The 21,074-nt window shown below is 39.6% G+C and carries 17 protein-coding genes; 3 read left to right on the forward strand and 14 right to left on the reverse strand.

The window, feature by feature from the left end; all coding sequences use genetic code 11:
- Window positions 1–80 precede the first annotated feature (80 nt).
- From ACRRSQ_RS09410 to ACRRSQ_RS09435, 6 genes are all read right to left on the reverse strand, one after another.
- On the reverse strand, window positions 81–842 hold the full coding sequence (locus tag ACRRSQ_RS09410) for an IS5 family transposase (protein ID WP_440875786.1): 762 nt from the start codon (window positions 840–842) through the stop codon (window positions 81–83).
- 178 nt (window positions 843–1,020) lie between these two features.
- Entirely contained in the window at window positions 1,021–1,788 is a 768-nt protein-coding gene (gene kdsB / locus ACRRSQ_RS09415; RefSeq protein ID WP_440875480.1) for a 3-deoxy-manno-octulosonate cytidylyltransferase, read from the reverse strand.
- 2 nt (window positions 1,789–1,790) lie between these two features.
- Complete coding sequence (locus ACRRSQ_RS09420; RefSeq protein ID WP_440875481.1) at window positions 1,791–1,973, reverse strand: Trm112 family protein; 183 nt, start codon at window positions 1,971–1,973, stop codon at window positions 1,791–1,793.
- Window positions 1,974–2,026: 53 nt separating this feature from the next.
- Window positions 2,027–3,052: a tetraacyldisaccharide 4'-kinase gene (gene lpxK / locus ACRRSQ_RS09425; protein WP_440875482.1), complete on the reverse strand. Its 1,026-nt coding sequence runs from the start codon at window positions 3,050–3,052 to the stop codon at window positions 2,027–2,029.
- 3 nt (window positions 3,053–3,055) lie between these two features.
- Window positions 3,056–4,798 (reverse strand): lipid A export permease/ATP-binding protein MsbA, encoded by a 1,743-nt coding sequence (gene msbA, locus ACRRSQ_RS09430; protein ID WP_440875483.1) that lies wholly within the window; start codon window positions 4,796–4,798, stop codon window positions 3,056–3,058.
- Window positions 4,799–5,033: 235 nt separating this feature from the next.
- The gene (locus ACRRSQ_RS09435; protein WP_440875484.1) at window positions 5,034–7,427 is read right to left on the reverse strand and encodes a DNA internalization-related competence protein ComEC/Rec2; all 2,394 of its coding nucleotides are present in this window, start codon (window positions 7,425–7,427) and stop codon (window positions 5,034–5,036) included.
- Window positions 7,428–7,459: 32 nt separating this feature from the next.
- Here ACRRSQ_RS09435 and ACRRSQ_RS09440 point away from each other — a divergent pair, with 32 nt between their 5' ends.
- The gene (locus ACRRSQ_RS09440) at window positions 7,460–7,972 is read left to right on the forward strand and encodes a DUF2062 domain-containing protein (RefSeq protein WP_440875485.1); all 513 of its coding nucleotides are present in this window, start codon (window positions 7,460–7,462) and stop codon (window positions 7,970–7,972) included.
- A 73-nt stretch (window positions 7,973–8,045) separates the two neighbouring features.
- Here ACRRSQ_RS09440 and lolE read toward each other — a convergent pair whose 3' ends face one another.
- From lolE to ACRRSQ_RS09455, 3 genes are read right to left on the reverse strand one after another with little or no spacing between them, the layout of a single operon-like run.
- Window positions 8,046–9,305 carry a lipoprotein-releasing ABC transporter permease subunit LolE gene (lolE, locus tag ACRRSQ_RS09445; protein ID WP_440875486.1) on the reverse strand — a complete coding sequence of 420 codons (1,260 nt, stop codon included), beginning with the start codon at window positions 9,303–9,305 and terminating at the stop codon, window positions 8,046–8,048.
- A complete protein-coding gene (gene lolD, locus ACRRSQ_RS09450) occupies window positions 9,298–10,047 on the reverse strand; it encodes a lipoprotein-releasing ABC transporter ATP-binding protein LolD (protein ID WP_440875487.1) in 750 nt (249 codons plus the stop codon). Before lolD ends, lolE begins: the two co-directional genes overlap by 8 nt.
- Window positions 10,040–11,269: a lipoprotein-releasing ABC transporter permease subunit gene (locus ACRRSQ_RS09455; RefSeq protein WP_440875488.1), complete on the reverse strand. Its 1,230-nt coding sequence runs from the start codon at window positions 11,267–11,269 to the stop codon at window positions 10,040–10,042. Before ACRRSQ_RS09455 ends, lolD begins: the two co-directional genes overlap by 8 nt.
- Before the next feature lie 197 nt (window positions 11,270–11,466).
- Here ACRRSQ_RS09455 and ACRRSQ_RS09460 point away from each other — a divergent pair, with 197 nt between their 5' ends.
- Window positions 11,467–12,078: a PilZ domain-containing protein gene (locus ACRRSQ_RS09460; RefSeq protein ID WP_440875489.1), complete on the forward strand. Its 612-nt coding sequence runs from the start codon at window positions 11,467–11,469 to the stop codon at window positions 12,076–12,078.
- Between the two features lie 139 nt (window positions 12,079–12,217).
- Here the strand turns inward: ACRRSQ_RS09460 and ACRRSQ_RS09465 are convergent, their stop codons facing one another.
- Window positions 12,218–13,384: a methyl-accepting chemotaxis protein gene (locus ACRRSQ_RS09465; protein WP_440875490.1), complete on the reverse strand. Its 1,167-nt coding sequence runs from the start codon at window positions 13,382–13,384 to the stop codon at window positions 12,218–12,220.
- A 250-nt stretch (window positions 13,385–13,634) separates the two neighbouring features.
- On the opposite strand from ACRRSQ_RS09465, the gene ACRRSQ_RS09470 reads away from it, so the two are divergent.
- Window positions 13,635–13,820 (forward strand): DUF2897 family protein, encoded by a 186-nt coding sequence (locus ACRRSQ_RS09470; RefSeq protein WP_440875491.1) that lies wholly within the window; start codon window positions 13,635–13,637, stop codon window positions 13,818–13,820.
- Between the two features lie 76 nt (window positions 13,821–13,896).
- On the opposite strand, the gene ppiC is transcribed toward ACRRSQ_RS09470, so the two are convergent.
- The 4 genes from ppiC to ACRRSQ_RS09490 all read right to left on the reverse strand — a co-directional run bounded on the left by ppiC (window position 13,897) and on the right by ACRRSQ_RS09490 (window position 20,729).
- On the reverse strand, window positions 13,897–14,175 hold the full coding sequence (gene ppiC, locus ACRRSQ_RS09475; protein WP_440875492.1) for a peptidylprolyl isomerase PpiC: 279 nt from the start codon (window positions 14,173–14,175) through the stop codon (window positions 13,897–13,899).
- A 517-nt stretch (window positions 14,176–14,692) separates the two neighbouring features.
- On the reverse strand, window positions 14,693–15,736 hold the full coding sequence (hppD, locus tag ACRRSQ_RS09480) for a 4-hydroxyphenylpyruvate dioxygenase (RefSeq protein WP_440875493.1): 1,044 nt from the start codon (window positions 15,734–15,736) through the stop codon (window positions 14,693–14,695).
- 322 nt (window positions 15,737–16,058) lie between these two features.
- Window positions 16,059–17,849 carry a DEAD/DEAH box helicase gene (locus ACRRSQ_RS09485; protein ID WP_440875494.1) on the reverse strand — a complete coding sequence of 597 codons (1,791 nt, stop codon included), beginning with the start codon at window positions 17,847–17,849 and terminating at the stop codon, window positions 16,059–16,061.
- A gap of 489 nt (window positions 17,850–18,338) precedes the next feature.
- Window positions 18,339–20,729, reverse strand: coding sequence for an AAA family ATPase (locus tag ACRRSQ_RS09490; RefSeq protein WP_440875495.1), 2,391 nt, complete (start codon window positions 20,727–20,729; stop codon window positions 18,339–18,341).
- Window positions 20,730–21,074: the final 345 nt, after the last annotated feature.

A 21,074-nucleotide genomic window follows, 5' to 3' on the forward strand; every position in this document is an offset into this window, starting at 1 on the left:
CTTAAAACTAATCCTGCTAGCTTAAGCGTCATACATCCTTTGCCATATACTAGAGCGTGTTGATCTTTCGAGTACATTTTCTAATCAACCCACATAGGTAACCACATTAAAGAGAAAGCTAGCGCTACAAAGCTTTGGTAGTTTCTAGCTAACTTATCGTATCGAGTTGCTATAGCTCGATACTTTTTTATTTTTAAGAACGCATTTTCAACTAAATGACGGTATCGATACATACACCAATCAATATCGTCATTTCCTCGTTTACTATTGCCTTTCCTCGGTCTCACATGTTGAGCATTACGCCTTTTAATTAAATCTCGTAAAGCTTGACTATCATAGCCTTTATCAGCGACAACAACTTCTCCCTTGGGTGAGGAAGTAACCAGTGACTCACCATAACTCACATCATGAGCCTGTCCACCAGATAGTTCAAAATGTAGAGGTAAACCGCCACTATCAACGGCTAAATGTATTTTAGTTGAGTTACCACCTCGGCTTTTACCAATTGCTTGCTTGTTAGGTGCTTTTACATTAGCTCCATCTTGTTGAGCTTTTACAATACTGCCATCTATAAACAGCCATTGAGCGTCGTTTAATCGAGATAAAAACTTAAATATCTCAGCCATAACACCTTTTTTCGACCACAAATTGAAACGCCTGAAAACTGCACTCCAATCCCCGAAGTCACAGGGTAAATCACGCCAAGGGATACCTGTGCGCATACGGTATAAGATACCCTCAAGCGTCATTCGGTGTTCGGGCTTTTTATAAATTCGCCCCGTTAAGTACATTATTCTGGATAGCAATTTCCAGCTATCATCTGTTAGCATTAGTCTCGGAATTTGGGAAGGTTAAACTGATTTTTGGCAAAACCATTTATAACTAACCCATTTGCTGTTTACTTTTCATACCACAAAGTGTCAACTTATTTCAGGACGGGTCATTTAAAAAAAAAAGCCTAAAACAATAACGTTTTAGGCTTTTAAAATATCGATTTATTTAGTGTATTTAACTTATAAGCTATAGCGTTTTTGCAAATTCTCGCGCTTTTACTAAGTCTTCAGGGGTATCGACGCCTTCAACAGGCAAACGAGTCGTTGCTACCGCAACATGAATTTTTTCACCTTGCCATAAAACACGTAATTGTTCTAAAGACTCAATTTGTTCTAATTGGCTTGCCGGCCACGTAATGTAGTCTTTAATAAATCCTGCTCGATAGGCATAAATGCCAATATGGCGACGATAAAAGTCACCAATTTCTTGCACATTGTCATTATTTAAAAATCGAGAACGATCATAAGGAATGGTTGCTCGGCTAAAATACAAAGCATAACCGTCTTTGTCTGTTAGTACTTTTACTGCGTTTGGGTTAAATGCTTCTTCCACATCATCTATCGTCATGGCGAGGGTTGCCATACGCGCTTGGTTTTGTGTTGCTAAGTTATTGGCAACCTGCGCAATGTTTTCAACAGGAATAAAAGGTTCGTCACCTTGAACGTTAACAATGACTTGGTCGTCTGGAAATTGGTATATGTCCATTACTTCAGCTAAACGCTCGGTACCTGATTGATGGTCGGCGCGAGTTTTACACACTTCACCACCAAAACCTTGGACCACTTTGGCGACATTGTCGTTGTCGGTAGCGACAATGACTTTGGCAGCCCCGCTCTTTTGTGCTTTTTCAACGACCCATTGGATCATAGGCTTGCCATTAATGTCTGCCAGTACTTTGCCCGGCAAACGTGACGATTCATACCTAGCAGGAATAACCACAACAAAACCAGACATAATTAACTCTCTTCAGTGCTTAAACGGCTAGCTTCGCTTTCAAGCAATACCGGAATGCCTTTTTCAATCGGGTAAGATAAACGATCAAACTTGCAAATTAACTGTTGTTGCTCTTTGTTGTAATCTAATTTGCCTTTACAAACTGGGCAAGCAAGAATTTCCATTAATTTTGTATCAAAAGCCATGTGTCTCTCTCATTTTATCTGGTGAATAAACTAAGTGTTGTACTTAGTTCGTTTTACATTTTTGCTACGCGCTGAATGTCAGCACATAACTTATTATCTTCATCGACATTAAATTTTGCCGAAACCGGTAAGTACCAACTTTGCTCTGTGGCAAACGAACGACATTTTACCGCATCTTTCTCCGTCATTAATAACGGCAGGTCTTGGCGAAATTGTTTAAGATCTGTTTCGCTAAATTGATGATGGTCGACAAACCCTATTTGGCTATCTAGCCTAAAGCCTTGTTGTTTTAAGGTGGTAAAAAAACGCTCTGGGTCGCCAATGCCTGCTAACGCATTTACCTTAGGGTATTTGCGAATAAAATCAACTAAAGTCATCGTTTCATTGGTTAATAAATGGCAAACCTCTTGCGCTTCAAGCGACATATTAATTGCACCAGTTAAACACTGAGGTAAATCTGTTTGCTCATTAAAACCATTTATAATGACTTTAGCAGGAGGTTTTAAACGCCAAAGCCCTTCACGCAGAGGCCCAGCAGGTAATAGTAAACCATTACCAAAACGTCGTTTACCGTCAACCACAATCAACTCTAAAGCACGTGCTAAGCGATAATGTTGTAGCCCGTCGTCAGCAATAATAATATTACAACCTTGTTCAATTAACAGCTCGCCGTCGGCAATACGATCAGCGCCAATCACAACGGGAACATTGCAGCGTTGAAAAATCAACAAGGGCTCGTCACCTGCTTGCTCGGCAGTACTTTGTGCATTTAACAAATACGGATAATGTGGCGCGTTTGAACCATAACCGCGACTAATAACACCAGGGGTTAACCCAATTGAACGGCAAAGTTCAACTAAATGAATAACAACCGGTGTTTTGCCATTGCCACCTACGCCAATATTACCAACGACGATCACGGGTTTATCTAAAGTAATACGCTTTTTAATGTTAACTGAAAAGAGTTGTCTACGAATAAAAGATACTAACCAAAACAGCGCCGTTAAGGGCAAAAGTAGTGGCACTAAAATAAATTTAGCGGGGTGCCCGTTAAACCATACCTGTTCAATTAAACGCATTGCTTAGCTACCAAACTGCATACGATGTAATTGCGCATAGGCATTATCTTGTGCAAGTAAAGATTGATGATCGCCCTGCTCGACAATTTTTCCGTCTTTCATAACAATAATTTTGTCTGCACTTTCAATAGTTGATAAACGGTGTGCGATAACAATACAGGTTCTGTTTTGCTGAAGTATTTGCAATGCGTCGTGAATATGACGTTCAGACTCAGTATCTAAAGCACTTGTCGCTTCATCTAAAATTAAAAATGGCGCTTCACATAGTAATGCTCGGGCAATAGCAATGCGTTGACGTTGACCGCCCGATAATTTTGCGCCATTTTCACCAATATTGGCATCTAAACCTTCTGGGGTATTTTCAATAAATTCCCATACATGTGCGCTTTTTGCTGCGGCAATTATATCGTCGCGACTCGCTTTGGGATTGCCGTAAGCAATATTGTTGGCAACGGTATCATTAAACAACACCACTTGCTGGGAAACATAAGCAAATTGATTGCGTAAATCTTTGAGCTTGTACTGTTCAACATTAGTACCATCAATGAGTACTTCGCCTTCATTTGCATCGTAAAAACGCAGCAATAACGAGCTAGCCGTCGACTTACCGCTGCCCGATTGCCCAACAAAGGCAACCGTTTCACCAGGTGATACGGTAAAAGAAACATCGTCTAGCGCTAACGTTTCGTCGTTGTTATAGCTAAAATTAACATGATTAAATTCGATGTTGCCTTTAGCTTTTACTAGCGCTGTGGTACCCGTATCTTTTTCAACGTCTTGATCAAGAATGGCAAAAATACTGGTACACGCTGCCATTCCTCGTTGAAATTCGCCATTAACATTGGTTAACTGCTTAAGGGGATTCATTAACATGGTCATGTAAGTAATTACGGAGATAAACTCACCCGGCGTAATACTCGCCATGCTATCTAACGTCACCACATATAAAATAAAGGCTAAGGCAAATGAAGCGATAATTTGAATAAGCGGCACACTCGCCGCTTTGGTTGCGACCATTTTCATGCGTTGCTGGCGGTTGTTTTTATTGATCACTTCAAAACGTTTAAATTCTCGTTCATGACCATCAAAAGTAAGCACAACTTTATGACCATTAAACGTTTGCTCTGCAGCGCTAGTCACTTCCCCCATTGCCCCTTGAATATTTTTACTCACGCGACGAAAACGTTTCGATACTTGCGAAATAACAATGGCAATAACCGGCATGATCAATAAAAATATTAATGACAATTGCCAGCTGTAATAAAACATCAAGAAAATTAAACCAATCAAAAATGCGCCTTGTTGTACTAAGGTGAGCAACGCTTTACTGGTGGCATTTAACACTTGTTCGGTATCGTAAGTTAGTTTAGAAATTAACGTACCGGTGGACTCTTTATCATGAAAGCTGACCGACATTTTCATAATGTGCTCAAATATCGCTTGGCGAAAATCAGCAACCACATTATTTCCGACCCACGCAAGGCAATAGTTACCAATAAAATGGCTAACACCGCGCACGATAAAACAGACAATGACAAAAATAGGTGCCCATTTCATAAAGTTTGGATCAGCACCTTCTAAGCCACCATCAATGAGTGGTTGAAGTTTTGACAGGAAAAGTACGTCGATACCCGCATAAGCCAACATGCCAAAAACAGATACCACAAGCCCCATCTTATATGGCTTGGTATAACCCATTAATCGCTTAAAGTTCTGCCAAGTGGTAACTTCTGATGACGTTTGCATGCATGGTCTCGGTACTACAAAAAATTGGCGCTCATTTTAACGCTATTTTCTTTATCTACCAACTAATTAGAAAAACAATCACAAAAGATAGCATTTATTAATAACCAATTTGGTGCACAATTTCCTTTATTACTGGTTAAATATTTACAATAAAGGTATTAATAAACAATTAATTAGAGAAAACACACAATAGGAAAATTACAGAAAAACAATAACAAATCACAGCGCAGCTAAACTAGTTAGCAAACCAAAATGGCCAGAGCTGCTGCCGATACGAACTGATTTTATGGCTGTCATCGTAAATACTAACCGTGATCATGCCTTGCTCTATTGTTGATAAAAGCTCAATTCCCTGAGAATGATAGCGCTGCACTACCGACTTTTTGGGCATTTGCCATTGGTTCATAAACCCAGCACTCACCAAAGCAACCTCAGGAGTGAGTGCGGTTAAAAATGCTGCGCTTGATGAGGTATGTGATCCGTGATGAGGAACAACAAGCACATCAATATCAGTTAACAAGTTTTCTGCAATTAACTTAGCTTCAACGGATTTTGAAATATCCCCGCTTAATAACGCAGTGAAGTTACCATCAGATAGTTTAACTACACAGGAGCGATCATTACTTTTTTGCTCTTCGTTATGTTTTTTTTCGGGCCAAAGAATATCAAAGCTTAACCCTTGCCAGCGAAAACTTTCCTGCTGCGCGCATAAGCTGTTTGCTGATAATTTATTGGCATTCGCCATGACAAATCCGACATCAATGCCTTGTTTAAGCATGGGTAAACTGCCCGCATGATCGTTGTCTTTATGGCTTATCATCACCCGATCTAAGGTATTAATTCCTTTTGACTGAAAATAAGGCAGCAAAACCGTATCAGCCATATTAAAGCCACTTGGATAGCTAGCCCCGGTATCGTATAAAATCGCTTGTTGCTGTTTTTCAATCACCACAGCTAAACCTTGCCCTACATCCATCACACTTAGTTGCCAACTTGGCTGTTCATTTAAATAAACTTTTTGCGCAGCTAAGGCAATTGCAACAACAGCCGAACTCGCCAATATTTGCTTTTGAACTGACAAATTTAACAGCCAACAAATAACAATGGACATAACAACTAAGGTTAACGCTAGGGTTTGACTTTGCGATAAGGTAATTAGCGCCCAAGGCTGATGCGCTAACCACTCAAGCCAATACCAAACAAGCTGCAAAGCATATAGAGTAAGTTCAAGTACAACGTCGCCAAGCCAAGTATTTAATTGGCTAGTTATTAAAAACAAGAGCGCCAAAGGAATCGCGGTGAAACTCATCAAAGGCACCGCAACAATATTGGCAAAAAATGCCATAAGTGAAATTTGCTGTGCGTAGATAGCAACAATTGGCAGCATGAATAATGTCAGCCCAAGCTGAATCAATACTAAGTTTTTCAGCCATAGCAATAAAAAGTGCTGTTTAGAGCGCGTAAAAGAGAGTCGCCACAATAATAAAAATATCACGGTAACTGCATAAAGCGATAACCAAAAACTTGCGCTTGTGATACTTAAAGGATCAAAAAGCACGATGAAAAAGACAACCATTAATAGCCATAAACTGAGTTTGAGCTGAATATTGGCTAAGCGGCAACACCAATAAAGTAATAACATAATTAGCGCTCTCACCGTCGGTAGAGAAAAACCGGCAAGATACGCATAGAAAATGGCAATTAAGCAGCTAAACAAAACGCTATATAAACGAATATTTTGGCAACTCAACACCGCTTTAAGTCGATTATTGGGTATTTGTGTTAGTGGCACAAAGCGGCAAAAGATATTAAAAAAATAAAAGGCAGCAGCTGCAACTAAACCTAAATGCAATCCCGATATCGCGATCAAATGTTGCGTACCTGTTGCAGTTAGCACTTGCCATTGACCATTTGAAATAGAAAAACGCTCACCAAAAGTAAGCGCATAAATAAAAGCGACTAACTCGTGTTTGGGCAGTTTGCCGTGCATTTCGTCAAACAACTGTTGCCGATGTGAACGGCTATTATTGAGTAAACGATTGCCGTTATGCTTTTTAACATAACCCGTGCCATGAATATTTTTCTGCCTTAGCCAAGCTTGATAATTAAAGCCTCCGGGGTTTGCTAAACCATAAGCAGGTTTGAACTTAGCGATTAATTGCCAATACTGCCCTTGCTTGATTAAAGGAAACGAAGAACTAGGGTTTGTTGTCGCAGTAGCGTGTTTTAACTGCTGAGTTTGATGCCAATTAAGTCTCAACAAAATTGGTCGTTTTAAGGTTTGGTTATTTATTTGCTCAACGAGAAAATTAAATTTTTGTGACGGCTTTGTGAGGTCGAGCGAGTTAATGGTGCCTAAACTGACCACAGTGCCAACAAGTTGATGAGATTGTGTAAAAAAGTCGCCTTCAACAATATTGTTAGCTAACCAAATATTATTGTAGGTCCAGCCATTAAAAAGCAGCCATGCAAGCCCAATAAAAAAGCCGCTATACACTTTCATGCATTTTGTCGCGATAAAGAGCATTGCAACAATAGCGAATAAGGTGACATAATAAGGCGTTGGTGTCACGGGCATCACTAATGCGCAAAGCGCACCAATAAAAAATGTAAGTAGCCACCGTTCCATAGTGATTAAATTCCATATAATTAGTATTAGTAATGCCTAAAAAAACCATCAAAAAATTGATGCCAGATCATCACACCATTAAGTCAAATAAACATTTGCAGATTTTTGGTGATCTTTTACACAACCCTAATTTATGGCATTTAAATCGTCGTTCTGTTGCTAAAGCATTTGCTGTCGGTTTATTTTGTGCCTTTATCCCAGTTCCATTTCAAATGATGTTGGCAGCCTCTATTGCCATTATAGCTCATGCAAATTTACCGTTAGCGGTTTCTTTGGTATGGATAACCAACCCGCTAACCATGCCATTTATTTTTTATAGTTGTTATGTGGTGGGGACTTGGATTTTAGGTACGCCTCAACAAGAGTTCGTCTTTGAACTTAGCTGGCAATGGATACTTGATAGCCTATCAACGATAGGCCCTGCATTTTTGCTAGGCTGCATAATTATGGCCATTATTGCCTCATTTTTAGCGTACTTTGGCATTAATAGCTTATGGCGTTATTCTGTGGCAAAAGAATGGAAAAAACGCCAATTTAGAGACTAAATCAGCGTTTTAATCAAAGTAAACAGCAAAAATTAATAACAAGCGTTACCCGCAACACGTTAGCAGTAAACTGTTAGGCTTGCCCCAACACTTTAGCAGGTTCTATTTTTGTCGCGCGCCATGCAGGATATATAGTGGCTAATAAACTCAAAACTAATGCAGTAACCACAGTGAAATAAACATCGCTGATGTGTAATTCACTTGGGATAAAGTCAATAAAATAAACATCTGCCGATAAAATTTTTGTATTAAAAAGCCCTTCAATTGCCAAAATAATATCGGTTAAATTAAGTGAAACATACACACCTAAAATAGTGCCGATCACACTGCCAAGCACGCCATTCATTACACCTTGAACAATAAACGCTAACATTACAGTAGGTGGTGATGCGCCCATGGTTTTTAAAATCGCAATATCACTTTGCTTTTCATTAACTGCCATAATTAAGGTCGAAACAATGTTAAAACTCGCTACTGCAATCACTAAAACCAGCACAATAAACATCACCATACGCACCAGTTGAATATCGTTAAAAACATGTCCTTGCGTACGTGTCCAGTCGTAAATATAAACGTGATAATTAAAGTTATTGGCAACTTCTCGGATCACTTGCGGTGCCATAAAAACATCGTTAACTTTTACGCGAATACCTTGTGCTTGACCGACTTGATATTGCATTGACTCAGCAGCTTGTGCCAATGAAACATAAGCCAATGTTTCATCAATTGTGCCGCCAAATTGAAAGATACCGCCAACGATATAGTTTTGCTTTAGTAGCGCTGGAAATTTTTTTGATAACGGCTGACCTTGCGCCGCCGTTTTTGGCAGTAACACTTGTACTTTATCACCAATCGAAACGCCGAGCTTTTTAGCAATGCCACTGCCGATAACGATTTGGTTGCCCTGTGCTAAGCTTTGCCAACTCCCCTGCTTTACGTAAGTGGTAATATCTGACACTAGGCTTTCAAGTTTTAGATCAACACCTCTTAGTTCAACGCCTTTTAGCTCATCCCCTTTTTGCATCATGCCAGTTAATTTAATTAGCGGTGCTGCCGCGACAACTTGTGGATGCTGTTGCACCTTTTGCACTTCTTTTGGCCAGTTGTCTATCGGGGTATTTACCGTGACCATTTCGCCATGTGCAACAATCGATAATAGACGCTGTGACAATTCACGCTCAAAACCATTCATTGCCGACAGCACTACAATTAACACTAATACCCCAAGGGCAATGCCGAATGTGGATGAAGCAGAAATAAACGATGAAAAACCATTGCCTTGACGACTTCGTACATAGCGAAAGCCTAAAAAGAGACTTAACGGTTTAAACATGGTTTGCCTCAGTATCGCTGGTTGCAGCTTTGTTCACTTCATCATTGTTCGCTTCAGCATTAGCCGTTAATGGCTTTAATTGACCGTGGTCTAAACGCAATTGACGATCCATTCTGGCAGCAAGTGTTAAGTCGTGGGTAACAATCACAAAGCTAGTATTCACAGTGGCATTTAGCTCACGTAATAATTGATAAATTTGCTCTGCAGTATCAAAGTCTAAATTACCGGTCGGTTCATCAGCCAATATAAGTGAAGGTTTGGTCACTAATGCGCGTGCAATAGCAACCCGTTGACGTTCGCCACCAGATAACTCTGCTGGTCGGTGTGAAATACGATGCGCTAAACCAACCTGCTCTAGCATTGCTTTTGCTTGAGCCATCGCTGTTTTTGCATTTTCACCGCGGATCATCAACGGCATCGCGACATTTTCTAAGGCAGAAAACTCCATCATTAAATGATGAAATTGATAAATAAAACCAATGTGCTGATTTCTAAACTTAGCGCGCTGCTTTTCAGAAAGGGTATGAATATTAGTATCTTTGATCCACACTTCGCCTGAAGTCGGTAAATCTAATGCACCAGCAATATGCAAAAAGGTACTTTTACCACAACCAGAACTACCAACAACCGCCAGCAACTCACCGCTTTCAACAGTAAGTTCAAGTTCATTTAATACCTTAGTTTCAATTTTACCTTGCAGATAAGACTTACTTAACTTTTTACACTGTAAAACTTTATTCATTTCTTAAGACCTCAGCAGGCAATGTTTTTGATGCGCGATACGATGGATATATAGTAGCTAAAAAGCTCATTAATAACGCTGAAAATACAATGACCACCACATCATTAGCGGTTAATTGAATCGGTAAAGCTTGGCTTGCATAACCGTTTCCTAAAATACTCACACCCAAAAACATCATAATTTCATTTAAATTAAGTGCCAATACAAGCCCTAACACTGTACCTAAGGCAACCCCCCAAACACCATTGGCCATGCCTTGGGTCATAAAAATCTTCATAATGTCACTGCGCGACATGCCTAAGGTTTGCAAAATACCAATTTCGCCTTGCTTGTCAATCACCACCATCACTAGCGCAGACACAATATTAAAGGCTGCAACCGCGATAATTAGGCTCAGCATTAACCACATCATGTTTTTTTCCATTTTAACGGCGGAAAAAAGTGCTCCTTGGCTTTCTGACCAAGTACTTGCGGTTAAATTCTCAGCGCTAAAATCGATTGATTCAACAAATTGCTGCGCATAAAACGCATCGTCGAGGAAAACACGAAGCTGCCTAATGCCGTCATCTCGGCGACGCATTAATTTGGCCGCATCATTGCTATGGACATATACCATGGCATCGTCTACTTGTGAGCCAACATTAAAAATACCCGACACCGTAAATGTTCGTTGTACAGGAATACGCCCCATCGGCGTAAAAACCATTTTATTAGGTAAAACAATACGTACGGCTTCACCTATATTGACGTCCAGTTTTCGCGCCAACGCATGACCGATAATAATTTGATATTTTTGCTGACTTAAGCTTTCTAAACTGCCTGCCACCATTTGCGATGCAATAATATTGTTGTGCTCATACGAAGGCACAATGCCCTGCAACATTACGGCTTGCAAACTACGTGTTGAGGTAATTAACGCTTCCGACTCTAAAAAAGGCGTCACATCAAGTACATGTGGCTGCGCTAATAATTGTTGTCGCTGTGTTTGCCAATCAAAGCTTTGTTGTTTGTCACTTGAAATGACAACGTGCGGGATCAAACCCAAAATGCGTTTTTTTAACTCTCCCTCAAAGCCGTTCATTACCGAAACAACAGTAATTAATGAGGCAACGCCAAGTAAGATACCTGCGATAGAGAAAAAGGTAATAAAAGATACAAAACCGCTACGGTTTCGGCTGCGGCTATAACGCAAACCGATAAAGAAACTAATTGGTTGAAACATGAATTTTCATAAATTTTGGCTAGAGCTATACACTAATTAATAGGAAAGCGAGACGGTTATCTGATTGATATTAATTTTGAATGCAGCATAACACAAACCATTTATGAATTAGACCCTTATTTAATTCGCACTTTTAATTTAGACCAATCGCTAAAATCGTTTTATAATCAATTAATTTCACTATTTAGGATGCGCATATGTCAGTAGAAGAAAATCAACAAAAGTTAGCACAGTTTAATGAGTTTTTTTCTATCGAGCACCCATTCAACGTTAATATTACCGAACTAACAGCCGTTGGCACATTAGGTTATGACCAATTTCTTAGCCGCATTCCTTTGCCATTTAAAATGGCGACCGACATTGTCACGCTCGATCAAAGTGCCTTGCGCCCATTACAGGCAATTAGTGGTGTCGCTGGTCAATTAGTTGAGTACTTAAATCATCAGTCAGAAAAAATTGATTTACTGGTGGGTTATATTTTGAGTCAACAAGACGATGTAAGCCAACGCTTTCAAGGGGTGAAATTTGGTGGCGGCGGTATTGTATTTCAAGCCGATAAAGCATTTGAGCTGAATCAACTGCTCGAATTAAAGTTGTTCTTTTTAGAAGAAAACTGCGCTGTATTTTGTCACGGTGAAGTGATCAGTATTGAAAGTGATGAACAACAATTTTTGCATAAAATAATTTTCCATCATATTAGAGAAGAAGACCGCGAAATTTTAGTCAGAACTAGCTTGCATCAACAATCTAAACAATTACAGCGCTTAGCAAAAGCACGCGATCAAGCGGCAAAAAATCAAACTGACTAGCGTGTGGTTTTCTAAATGAATGGCAATAAAAAACCTTGGTTGATAGTTATCACACCAAGGTTTTTTATTATTTAAACTGACAAATTAACACCAGTTAATACCAATCTGACCAATAGCATTTAGCCAATGATTCGCGCCATTAAACACAGATTTTATTTAAAGTACTGTCGACTTCTGTGGTGACTTTTTGTTGTTGCTCGGCATGCTCTGCAACCGATGCTAAACCTTGATTAATTTCATGACTTAAGGCAACAACCGCCGACATATTATCGTTGATAGAGTTGGTTGAACCTTGTTGCTCTTGGGTACCTGATGCAATTTTTGAGGTCAATTCATCAACTTCATTAAACACATTGCCAATTTGTTCTAACGCATCAACCACTTCTTTTGATTGCGATAAACTTTCACTAGTAAGCTCTTGCCCTTTTGCCATGGCATTGACGGCATTAGTCGATTTTTCTTGCAAGCCTTCAACCATCGATTGTATTTCAACGGTCGATTCTTGCGTGCGATGTGCCAAGGCGCGAACTTCGTCGGCAACTACCGCAAAACCACGACCTTGCTCGCCCGCACGAGCTGCCTCAATTGCTGCGTTTAAGGCAAGTAAATTAGTTTGGTCGGCAATGCCTCTGATCACATCAAGGACAGATCCGATTTGTGCACTTTGCTCTTGAAGTAACGACAAGTCTTCGGCTAAACGAGTAACTTCATTAGCGAACGATTCAATCGTATCTTGACTGGTGCTTGAAGAGGTTCTTCCTTGCGACAATATCGTCATTACTTTGCCGGTTGTTTCGCTTACCTGAATCGCGCTTTCATTTAAGGTACTAGAAGTTAATGCCACTTCTTCAATTGACTGTGCCATTTGCTGAATTTGATTCGCAGATTCATCTACCGCATCGGTAGACTCGCTCATTTGTTTCACTAACAGCTCTGAGCCATGACGCAAGTTATCTGACTCAGCGCGAATTTCAGCGACAACTTCACTCAAATCCCCAATAAACAAGCCCAGTTGATTCACCACTTGTCCTAAATCGTCACCAGAAATATCTTTTATCGGCTGCTCTGGTGCTTCATTAATACTGGCAACCTTATCTAAATAGCTTTTCAACGACTGTAAACGTTTAGCTAAAAGCTGCTCAGAAACAAAATAACTTGCGCCGGCTTGAATGAGTACCATAGCGATGACGGCAAGTAACACACCGGTTTGACCAAGCTGGTCGGAAAATATTAATAAAATAAGAATAAACAAAGCACCAACAATGATAGTTGGCATGATTAATTTGATATTTAAACGATTTAGCATATGCTTCCCAGACCTTTGCGCAAGTAGTTGTAGTTATTTTTATCGTTGCTAGTAAGCATACTCTGCTGTTTTATTGAACAAATTCATTAGTTTGCTCAACTTCTTACTGGCATTAATTTTAAATACGTTACCTGTAAATATTACAATTTGCTAACATTTTTTATATTAAAACGTTAAATTAATTACTGAGCTTTTTATACTGACGAAGAAAGGTAAGCGATAATAAGCACACAAATAATTAGGAGAATTTATGTCAGCTACAGGTATAGTCATTATTATTATCGCCTTAGGGGTGATCGTTAGCGCAATTTTGCTGTTAAAGCAGTCTGCGACTAAATTTCATTTAAGCCAAAAACAGCTCGACGATATAAAAGCACGCAATAAAGAATTGGACAAAGAAGAAGAAGAAAAAGAAAAAGAAAAAGAAAAAGGCTAAAATATTAGCCTTCTATATTAGCTTTCTATATTAGGCAGTTATAATAGCCTTTAACGTTAGTTGACGATAAGTAAGGCTAGCTGCGATAAATGGTTTGAATTAAATGATAGCCAAAGCGAGTTTTTATCGGGCCATGGACTTTTAGCAATTCTTTTTTAAAGACAACATCGTCAAAGGCTTTTACCATTTGGCCGCGTTTGAATTCACCTAAATCACCACCTTTTTTCTTCGACGGACAAGTCGAGTGCTTCTTTGCCAGTTGACCAAAATCAGCCCCCTTAGCAATTTTTTCTTTTAATTCTTGGGCGAGTTTCTCGGTTTTTACCAAAATATGTCTAGCGCTTGCAACAGCCATTTATCTACTCCAATTCAAATTTAGTGCATTATAACATCGTTAAATAGAATTTTTCGTTCACTATTGCTAGAGCGTGTTGATCTTTGTGGTATGAATTTTGTCCAATTTAAACGCTTTCTGATCGCGGTACTAACTTGAAGGCATAGTGGCTCTGCGTCTAAAGTTAGTAACAAAGAGCAGGAAGCGTTTAAATGGATCCTTCGGACAGCGTTTGTTTGCCATTTCTACTGCGTTATCACTCATTTATGTAGAATAACTACACGACAATCGCTCTGCCTTGTATAAATGGCAAACAATTCGCTGCAAAAACATACACCAAAGGTCAACACGCTCTAGTAACGAGGCAAGTATTTTTAATGATTGACTAATGACCAATGACTAATGACAAATGACAAATGATGAAAGTGTGACGCCATAAAAAAACCAGCGAACACTGCGCTGGTTTTTAATACTTACTTAATACTACTTGTTCATTATTATTTTGGCTAAACCAGTTAGTCAATTAAAACAGTAGTCCTTAAAGCACACCACGTTCCATTTGATTAAGCTCAATTGACTTAAATAAAGCAGTAAAGTTACCTTCGCCAAAGCCTTTATCATCAACACGCTGGATCATTTCAATGAAGATAGGACCAAAGATATTCTTGGTAAAAATTTGCAGCAAATACGAATTTTCATTTTGGCTATCCACTAAAATTTGATGATCTCTAATTTTTTGGTGATCTTCTTTCACCCACGGAATTCTATCGAACACATCATCGTAATACTCAGGCACAATGTGCAAGGTATCAATAATCGACTTATCCAGTTGGTCTAAAGACGATACTAGATCATCAGTAATAAAGGCTAAGTGCTGAACACCTGGGCCATTATATTCATCTAAGTATTCGTCAATTTGATTATTATTAGTGCCCTTACCTTCATTAATTGGAATACTGAATTTGCCACAAGGCGACTGCAATGCGTAAGAAACTAACGCTGATTTTTCACCTTTAATGTCAAAATATCTCACTTCAGTAAAGCCAAACACGTCTTTATAAAAGTCGGCCCACTTTTGCATGGTGCCTTGGTATACGTTGTTAGTTAAATGATCTACCGCTTTAAAACCTTTATCTTTAACAATAACCGGCGTGTCGTGCGCAACACAGTCGTGCTCGTAAATCGAACCGCGGTCGCCAAAGATATCTATAAAGTAAATAAGACTATCACCAATGCCATAAATGGCTGGATATGGTAGTTTGTTTTCAACAGCTTCTGCTGATTTTGCACCACGCTTAATAGCTTCTTCAAAAGCAAATTTAGCATCGTCTACACGCCAGCCCATCGAACAAATCGCAGGTCCGTGTGATTTTGCAAATTCACGTGAAAAGCCTTTTTGCTCTTTATTTAAAAAGAAGTGAATGTCATGTTGATTAAAATAATCAATATCACGACCTTTGAATTTTTTGGTTTTTGAGAAACCAAAACCATGAAAAGCTTTTTCCATAAAGTCGGAATCAGGAGTGGCATACTCAGTAAATTCAATACCACGTAAATTTAATGGGTTGTTATTATCAGTCATTATACTTGCTCTCACTTGTTGTTAATTTCATTATCTGGACAAAATTAACGAAGGGAAAGCTCAGTAAGGGTTGAGCAAACTTTAGTGACGTAACAGAAAATGTACGCATTTTCTTTACGCCTATGTTTGGACTTAGATCAAAGCTCGACCCTGCCTGCCTAATGGGTGTTTATATATGTTTACACAGATGTGCTATCGGTAAGTATTTTGACTAAACAGTTAAAAATTCGCGTAATTTAAACTTGCTGTTATTTTCCTATAGCAACAAAAAAGGCGCTATAAGCGCCTTTTAAAAGTCAATAATTATACGATATTACTATGATTAATTAGCGCGTTTAGCACCGCGTTCTGATTTTTTATCATTATCGCGTCTCGGACGAGGGCTAGATGCCACATTGTCAGATACCGTAATATCAAGTACTTGTCGGCGCACACGTACACGTTTTAACTGCTTGAATGACTTGTCTGGCATACCTTTTGGTAACTGAACAAAGCTGTGTTTGTCATGCAAGTTAATTGCGCCAATGTAGCTGCTGTCTAGTGAAATTTCGTTAGCAATTGCGCCAACAATATCACCTGGGCGAGCACCGTGTTCTTTACCCACTTCTAAACGGTATGTTTGCCAATCGACATCGTTACGTACCGCTTTAGGTTTGCGTGGAGCACGTTCACCGCGGTTATCACGGTCGCCACGGTTACCACGATTGTCACGTGCATCTTTACGGCCACGACCATCACGATCATTGCGGTCGTTACGCTCACGCGTTTCACGACGTGGTTTAGGATCTTCTTTTGGCTGTAGTGGTTGCTTTAATTGCTTTTGGTATAATAAAGCTGCGGCAAGATCAGTAATTGAAAGTTCTGACTCATTGGCCATCGCTTCAACAATTTCACGCATGTTAGCAATATCTTTCTCAGCTACAATTGCAGCCATTTCCGTACGAGTACGTTCAATACGTGTTTTACCAATTTCTTGAATGCTAGGTAATTCGTAAGTTTCAACGGTACCTGACGTTAAACGCTCGTAATGACGTAATGAGTACATTTCACGAGGACGACAGAAAGAAATTGACATACCTTCACGACCGGCACGACCAGTACGACCGATACGGTGAACATAAGCTTCGTTATCACCTGGTAAGTCGTAGTTAACCACTAAAGAGATGCGTGGAATATCTAAGCCACGTGCAACAACGTCGGTTGCAACTAAAATAGAAGATTTACCTGACTTCATTTGCTCAATAGTACGTTCACGCTGTGCTTGGTTCATGTCACCATTAAGCGCAAGCGCTGGGTAACCGGCACGTTCTAGTTTTTCAGCAACATCAACGGTGTCGTTACGAGTACGCACAAAAATGATCATCGCATCGAAGTCTTCAACTTCAGCAATACGCTCTAATGCGGTCATTTTATTAATGCCACTTACTTTCCAAGCAAATTGCTTAATGTTTGCTTTGGCTTTTTTAACCGCAGCAATTTTAATGTGCTCAGGCTCTTTTAAGAAACGGTTAGCAATTTTACGAATTTGCGGTGGCATAGTTGCTGAAAATAATGCCATTTGAGTTTCGGTAGAAATGTGCTCTAAGATCCACTCAATATCTTCTAAAAAGCCCATGTTTAACATTTCATCGGCTTCATCAAGCACACAAAATGATAGGCTAGAAAGTTTTAAACTTTTACGGCGTAAGTGGTCCATTAAACGACCCGGCGTACCAACAACAACTTGAGCACCACGCTCTAATTGTTGAAATTGTGGTCCATACGATTGGCCACCATATAAAGTTGCCACACGTAAACCTTTCATATTTTTACCGAAAGATTCAATCGCTTCAGCAACTTGCATTGCTAATTCACGCGTTGGTGCTAATACCATTAATTGTGGTTTCTTCATTGAAACATCAATTTGAGCAAGTGCAGGTAAACCGAAAGCGGCTGTTTTACCTGTACCTGTTTGTGCTTCACCTAAAACATCTTTACCGGCTAAAAGAGGTGGAATAGCTTGGGCTTGAATCGCAGTTGATGATTCAAAACCTAATGATTTTACAGCAGATAATAAAGTTTCAGGCAAGCCTAAAGCGTCAAAGCTCACAGGAGCATTGTCAGGAGTAGTCATAAATTTTGTCTTCTCTTGGCAGGAAAATATTTCTATAATCCCTGCGTACATATACGAGGAAACCACCAGGAAGACTTAAGGCGCATTCACTTACGGAATATTAGGCTAATTTGATCTATTAGCTCGGCAAGTCTATTGGGCGGAAAACCCCACTCATTTAAGATTAGCTAACCAGATTCATACTTACCAAGTAAAATTGATAATAAAATAAGCAAGTCGGCTCAATCGAGGCGCGCATTATACAGAGATTATACAATTACACAAGAATTAACTCGATTATTTATTCGCCTCTGCCCTTGATACTTCTGCGTTTGAACGACCAAAAGATGTGAAAAATTGTGATCAACCTTTAAATGGTTATTGAAAATAATGAAAGGTTGCTCATTCAAAGTTTGAACAATAAAGGTTTAAGCACCGATTGAAAGGTAAACTTAAAAGTAGAAAGAACTAACCGTCATTCAAGCACGGATAGCTCTTTCTAGCAGCGCATTATTCGTCAGCGCCATTTAGGATGCTTTCAAAGTTCGACAACTTATCTAAGCAAAGCCCATGAACTGATTTTCTTGGGTAACGACCAGTGCTATTAAGCTCGCCTGCCGTTGCCGCCATTAATAATTCTAACGCTTGATCGATATTATCAACGGCAAAAATCGAAAACTGCCTCTGTTCAACCGCTTCAATGACTTCTGGCGATAGCATCAAATTAATAACATTCGTTGCCGGAATAATTACCCCTTGTTCGCCTGTTAAACCATTGTCTTTACATAAACGGTAAAAGCCTTCAATTTTTTCATTAACACCGCCAATCGATTGCACTTCACCATGCTGGTTAATCGAGCCGGTAATGGCAATGCCTTGATCTATCGGTAAATGGGTAATTGCCGAGATAAGCGCACATAATTCTGCCATCGACGCACTGTCACCATCAATATGACCATAGCTTTGCTCAATGGCGATATTAGCCGATATTGTCACCGGAAACTCTTGGCCATATTTATGTCCTAAGTAACCGGTAAGCAAAAGTACCCCTTTTGAGTGAATAGACTTGCCTAAGTCTACCTCACGCTCGATATCGGTCACCCCTTGGCTACCGGCATAAACTGTTGCCGAAATACGCGCTGGTGTACCAAAAACACTGTCGCCAATTTCTAATACCGTTAAGCCGTTAACCTTACCGATATGTTTACCTTGGGTATCAATTAATACTTGTCGCTCACGAATTTCACTGTGCCACGTTTCGCTTAGGCGCCCTGTTCTACGTTGTTTTGCAGCAAGAGCAGCACGCACAAAATCAGCTGTTAAATCACCTTCACCGCCCGACTTTTTCCATAAATACTGCGCTTCATCAAGTAAATCGTTAACTTGCACTATGTTGGCAGATATTTTTTGCTGATGCTCAGCACGACGCAGTGCATAGCGCACCAACTCCACCAACGCTTCTTCAGTCACTTCTGGGTAATTGTATCGCTGAGCTCGTTGGCGAATTAAATTGGCATAGGCAATTAAGTTTGTTTCGCTTTTAGTTAAATGACGATCAAAGTCTGCTAGCACGCGAAACAGTTCAGTAAATTCTTGATCGTAGTCTTGCAAGGTATAATAAAGCTCTGGCTCGCCTAACAAAATCACTTTCACGTTTAGCGGAATTTCTTCAGGCTGTAAGCTATAAGCACCCGGCTGCGAGTACTCAGAGTAAGGGTTTTCAATACTCACTTGTTGAGTTTTTAACGCCAACTTTAATCGTGACCACACCATAGGTTGATTGAGCAGTTTTTCAATATCTAAAATTAAATACCCGCCATTGGCTTTGTGCAAAGCGCCCGGTCTGATCAAGCGGTAACTGGTATAAACGCTGCCTTGAAAACTGGCAAAATCGACATGACCAAACAAGTTTTGATAAGTAGGGTTTTGTTCATAAACAACAGGCGCACCGGCATCTTTTTCCCTTTCGATTAACAGATTAGGTAAAAAGCGTTCAACCATCAGTTTACGCGATTCTTTATCGTTAGGTGCGTCGGCACTTTCGTCGGCAAGTATTTCTAATACGGCATCAACAATATGCGCTTTTACCGTTGATAAATATTTAAGCACACCAAGATTTGCCGCAAATTCGTGCTCAAGCTCTTTAATAAAGGGCTTAATATTTTGCTCTGCAGTATCTATTTTTAATTGCTTTAATTTAGCTGAAGACGCTCTTTTCCATAGTGGTAACTCTAAAAGCTGCTCAGATAACAACTCTTCCATCTCAGTTAACAGTTGATAAAATTCACTACGTTGTTCTTCTGCTAAGTTGGCAAACTCTTTATCGTTTAATGGTTTACCATCAACTATTGGAGAAAAGCCCACCTCGCCATTTTCTTCATACAAGACGACATTATGTTTAAGTGCCGTTTCTTCAACAATGGCTAGTGCCTGATCGTATTTTTGATTGAACTCTCTGTCTATTGCGGTTTTTTTACGCTGGTAATTAGGGTTATCAAAAATCTCCGGAAACAGATTGAGTAAGTCATCAATAAAGGTATTAATGCGCGCAATTAAGACCTTGCCATCGCCGGGTGATACATAAAGTTTAAAGGGCGCATGGTTATCTTCGAAGTTATTGATGTAACACCATTCTGGCGGTGTTTCTTGGCTTTTAGCACTGTCGGTTAAAATTTGCTTGATCAGAGTTTGTCGGCCGGTGCCGTGCTCTCCCATCGCGTAGATATTAAAACCTGGTGCTTCCATCGACAAACCAAAATCCAATGCTTCTTTGGCACGGTCATGACCAATAAACGCTTGCGTTTCACCTTTGGCTAATAGGCTGTGTTGAAATAAAGAAGTGCTTAAATTAGAGGTTAATTGGTTTGGGGCTAGACGTAAACTTTCAAGGTTTTTTATCATGCATGAACTCACTATTAATGCTTAAAAAACAAGCAATTCAATTTGAAATTAGATTATATATTTTTCTATTTCTCAGTGTACTCTTTCATATCAACAATTGGCAAAAAATCTCGACGATATTTACAAAAATATTCAATTATTTATCTTTAGAGCGTGTTGACCTTTGGTGTATATTTTTACAGCGAATTGTTTACCATTTATACAAGGTAGAGCGATTGTCGTGTAGTTATTCTACACAAATGAGTGATAACGCAGTAGAAATGGCAAACAAACGCTGTCCGAAGGATCCATTTAAACGCTTCCTGCTCTTTGTTACTAACTTTAGACGTAGAGCCACTATGCCTT

The sequence above is a fragment of the Thalassotalea sp. PLHSN55 genome (genome assembly GCF_052030545.1).
GTDB lineage: Bacteria > Pseudomonadota > Gammaproteobacteria > Enterobacterales > Alteromonadaceae > CANMXU01.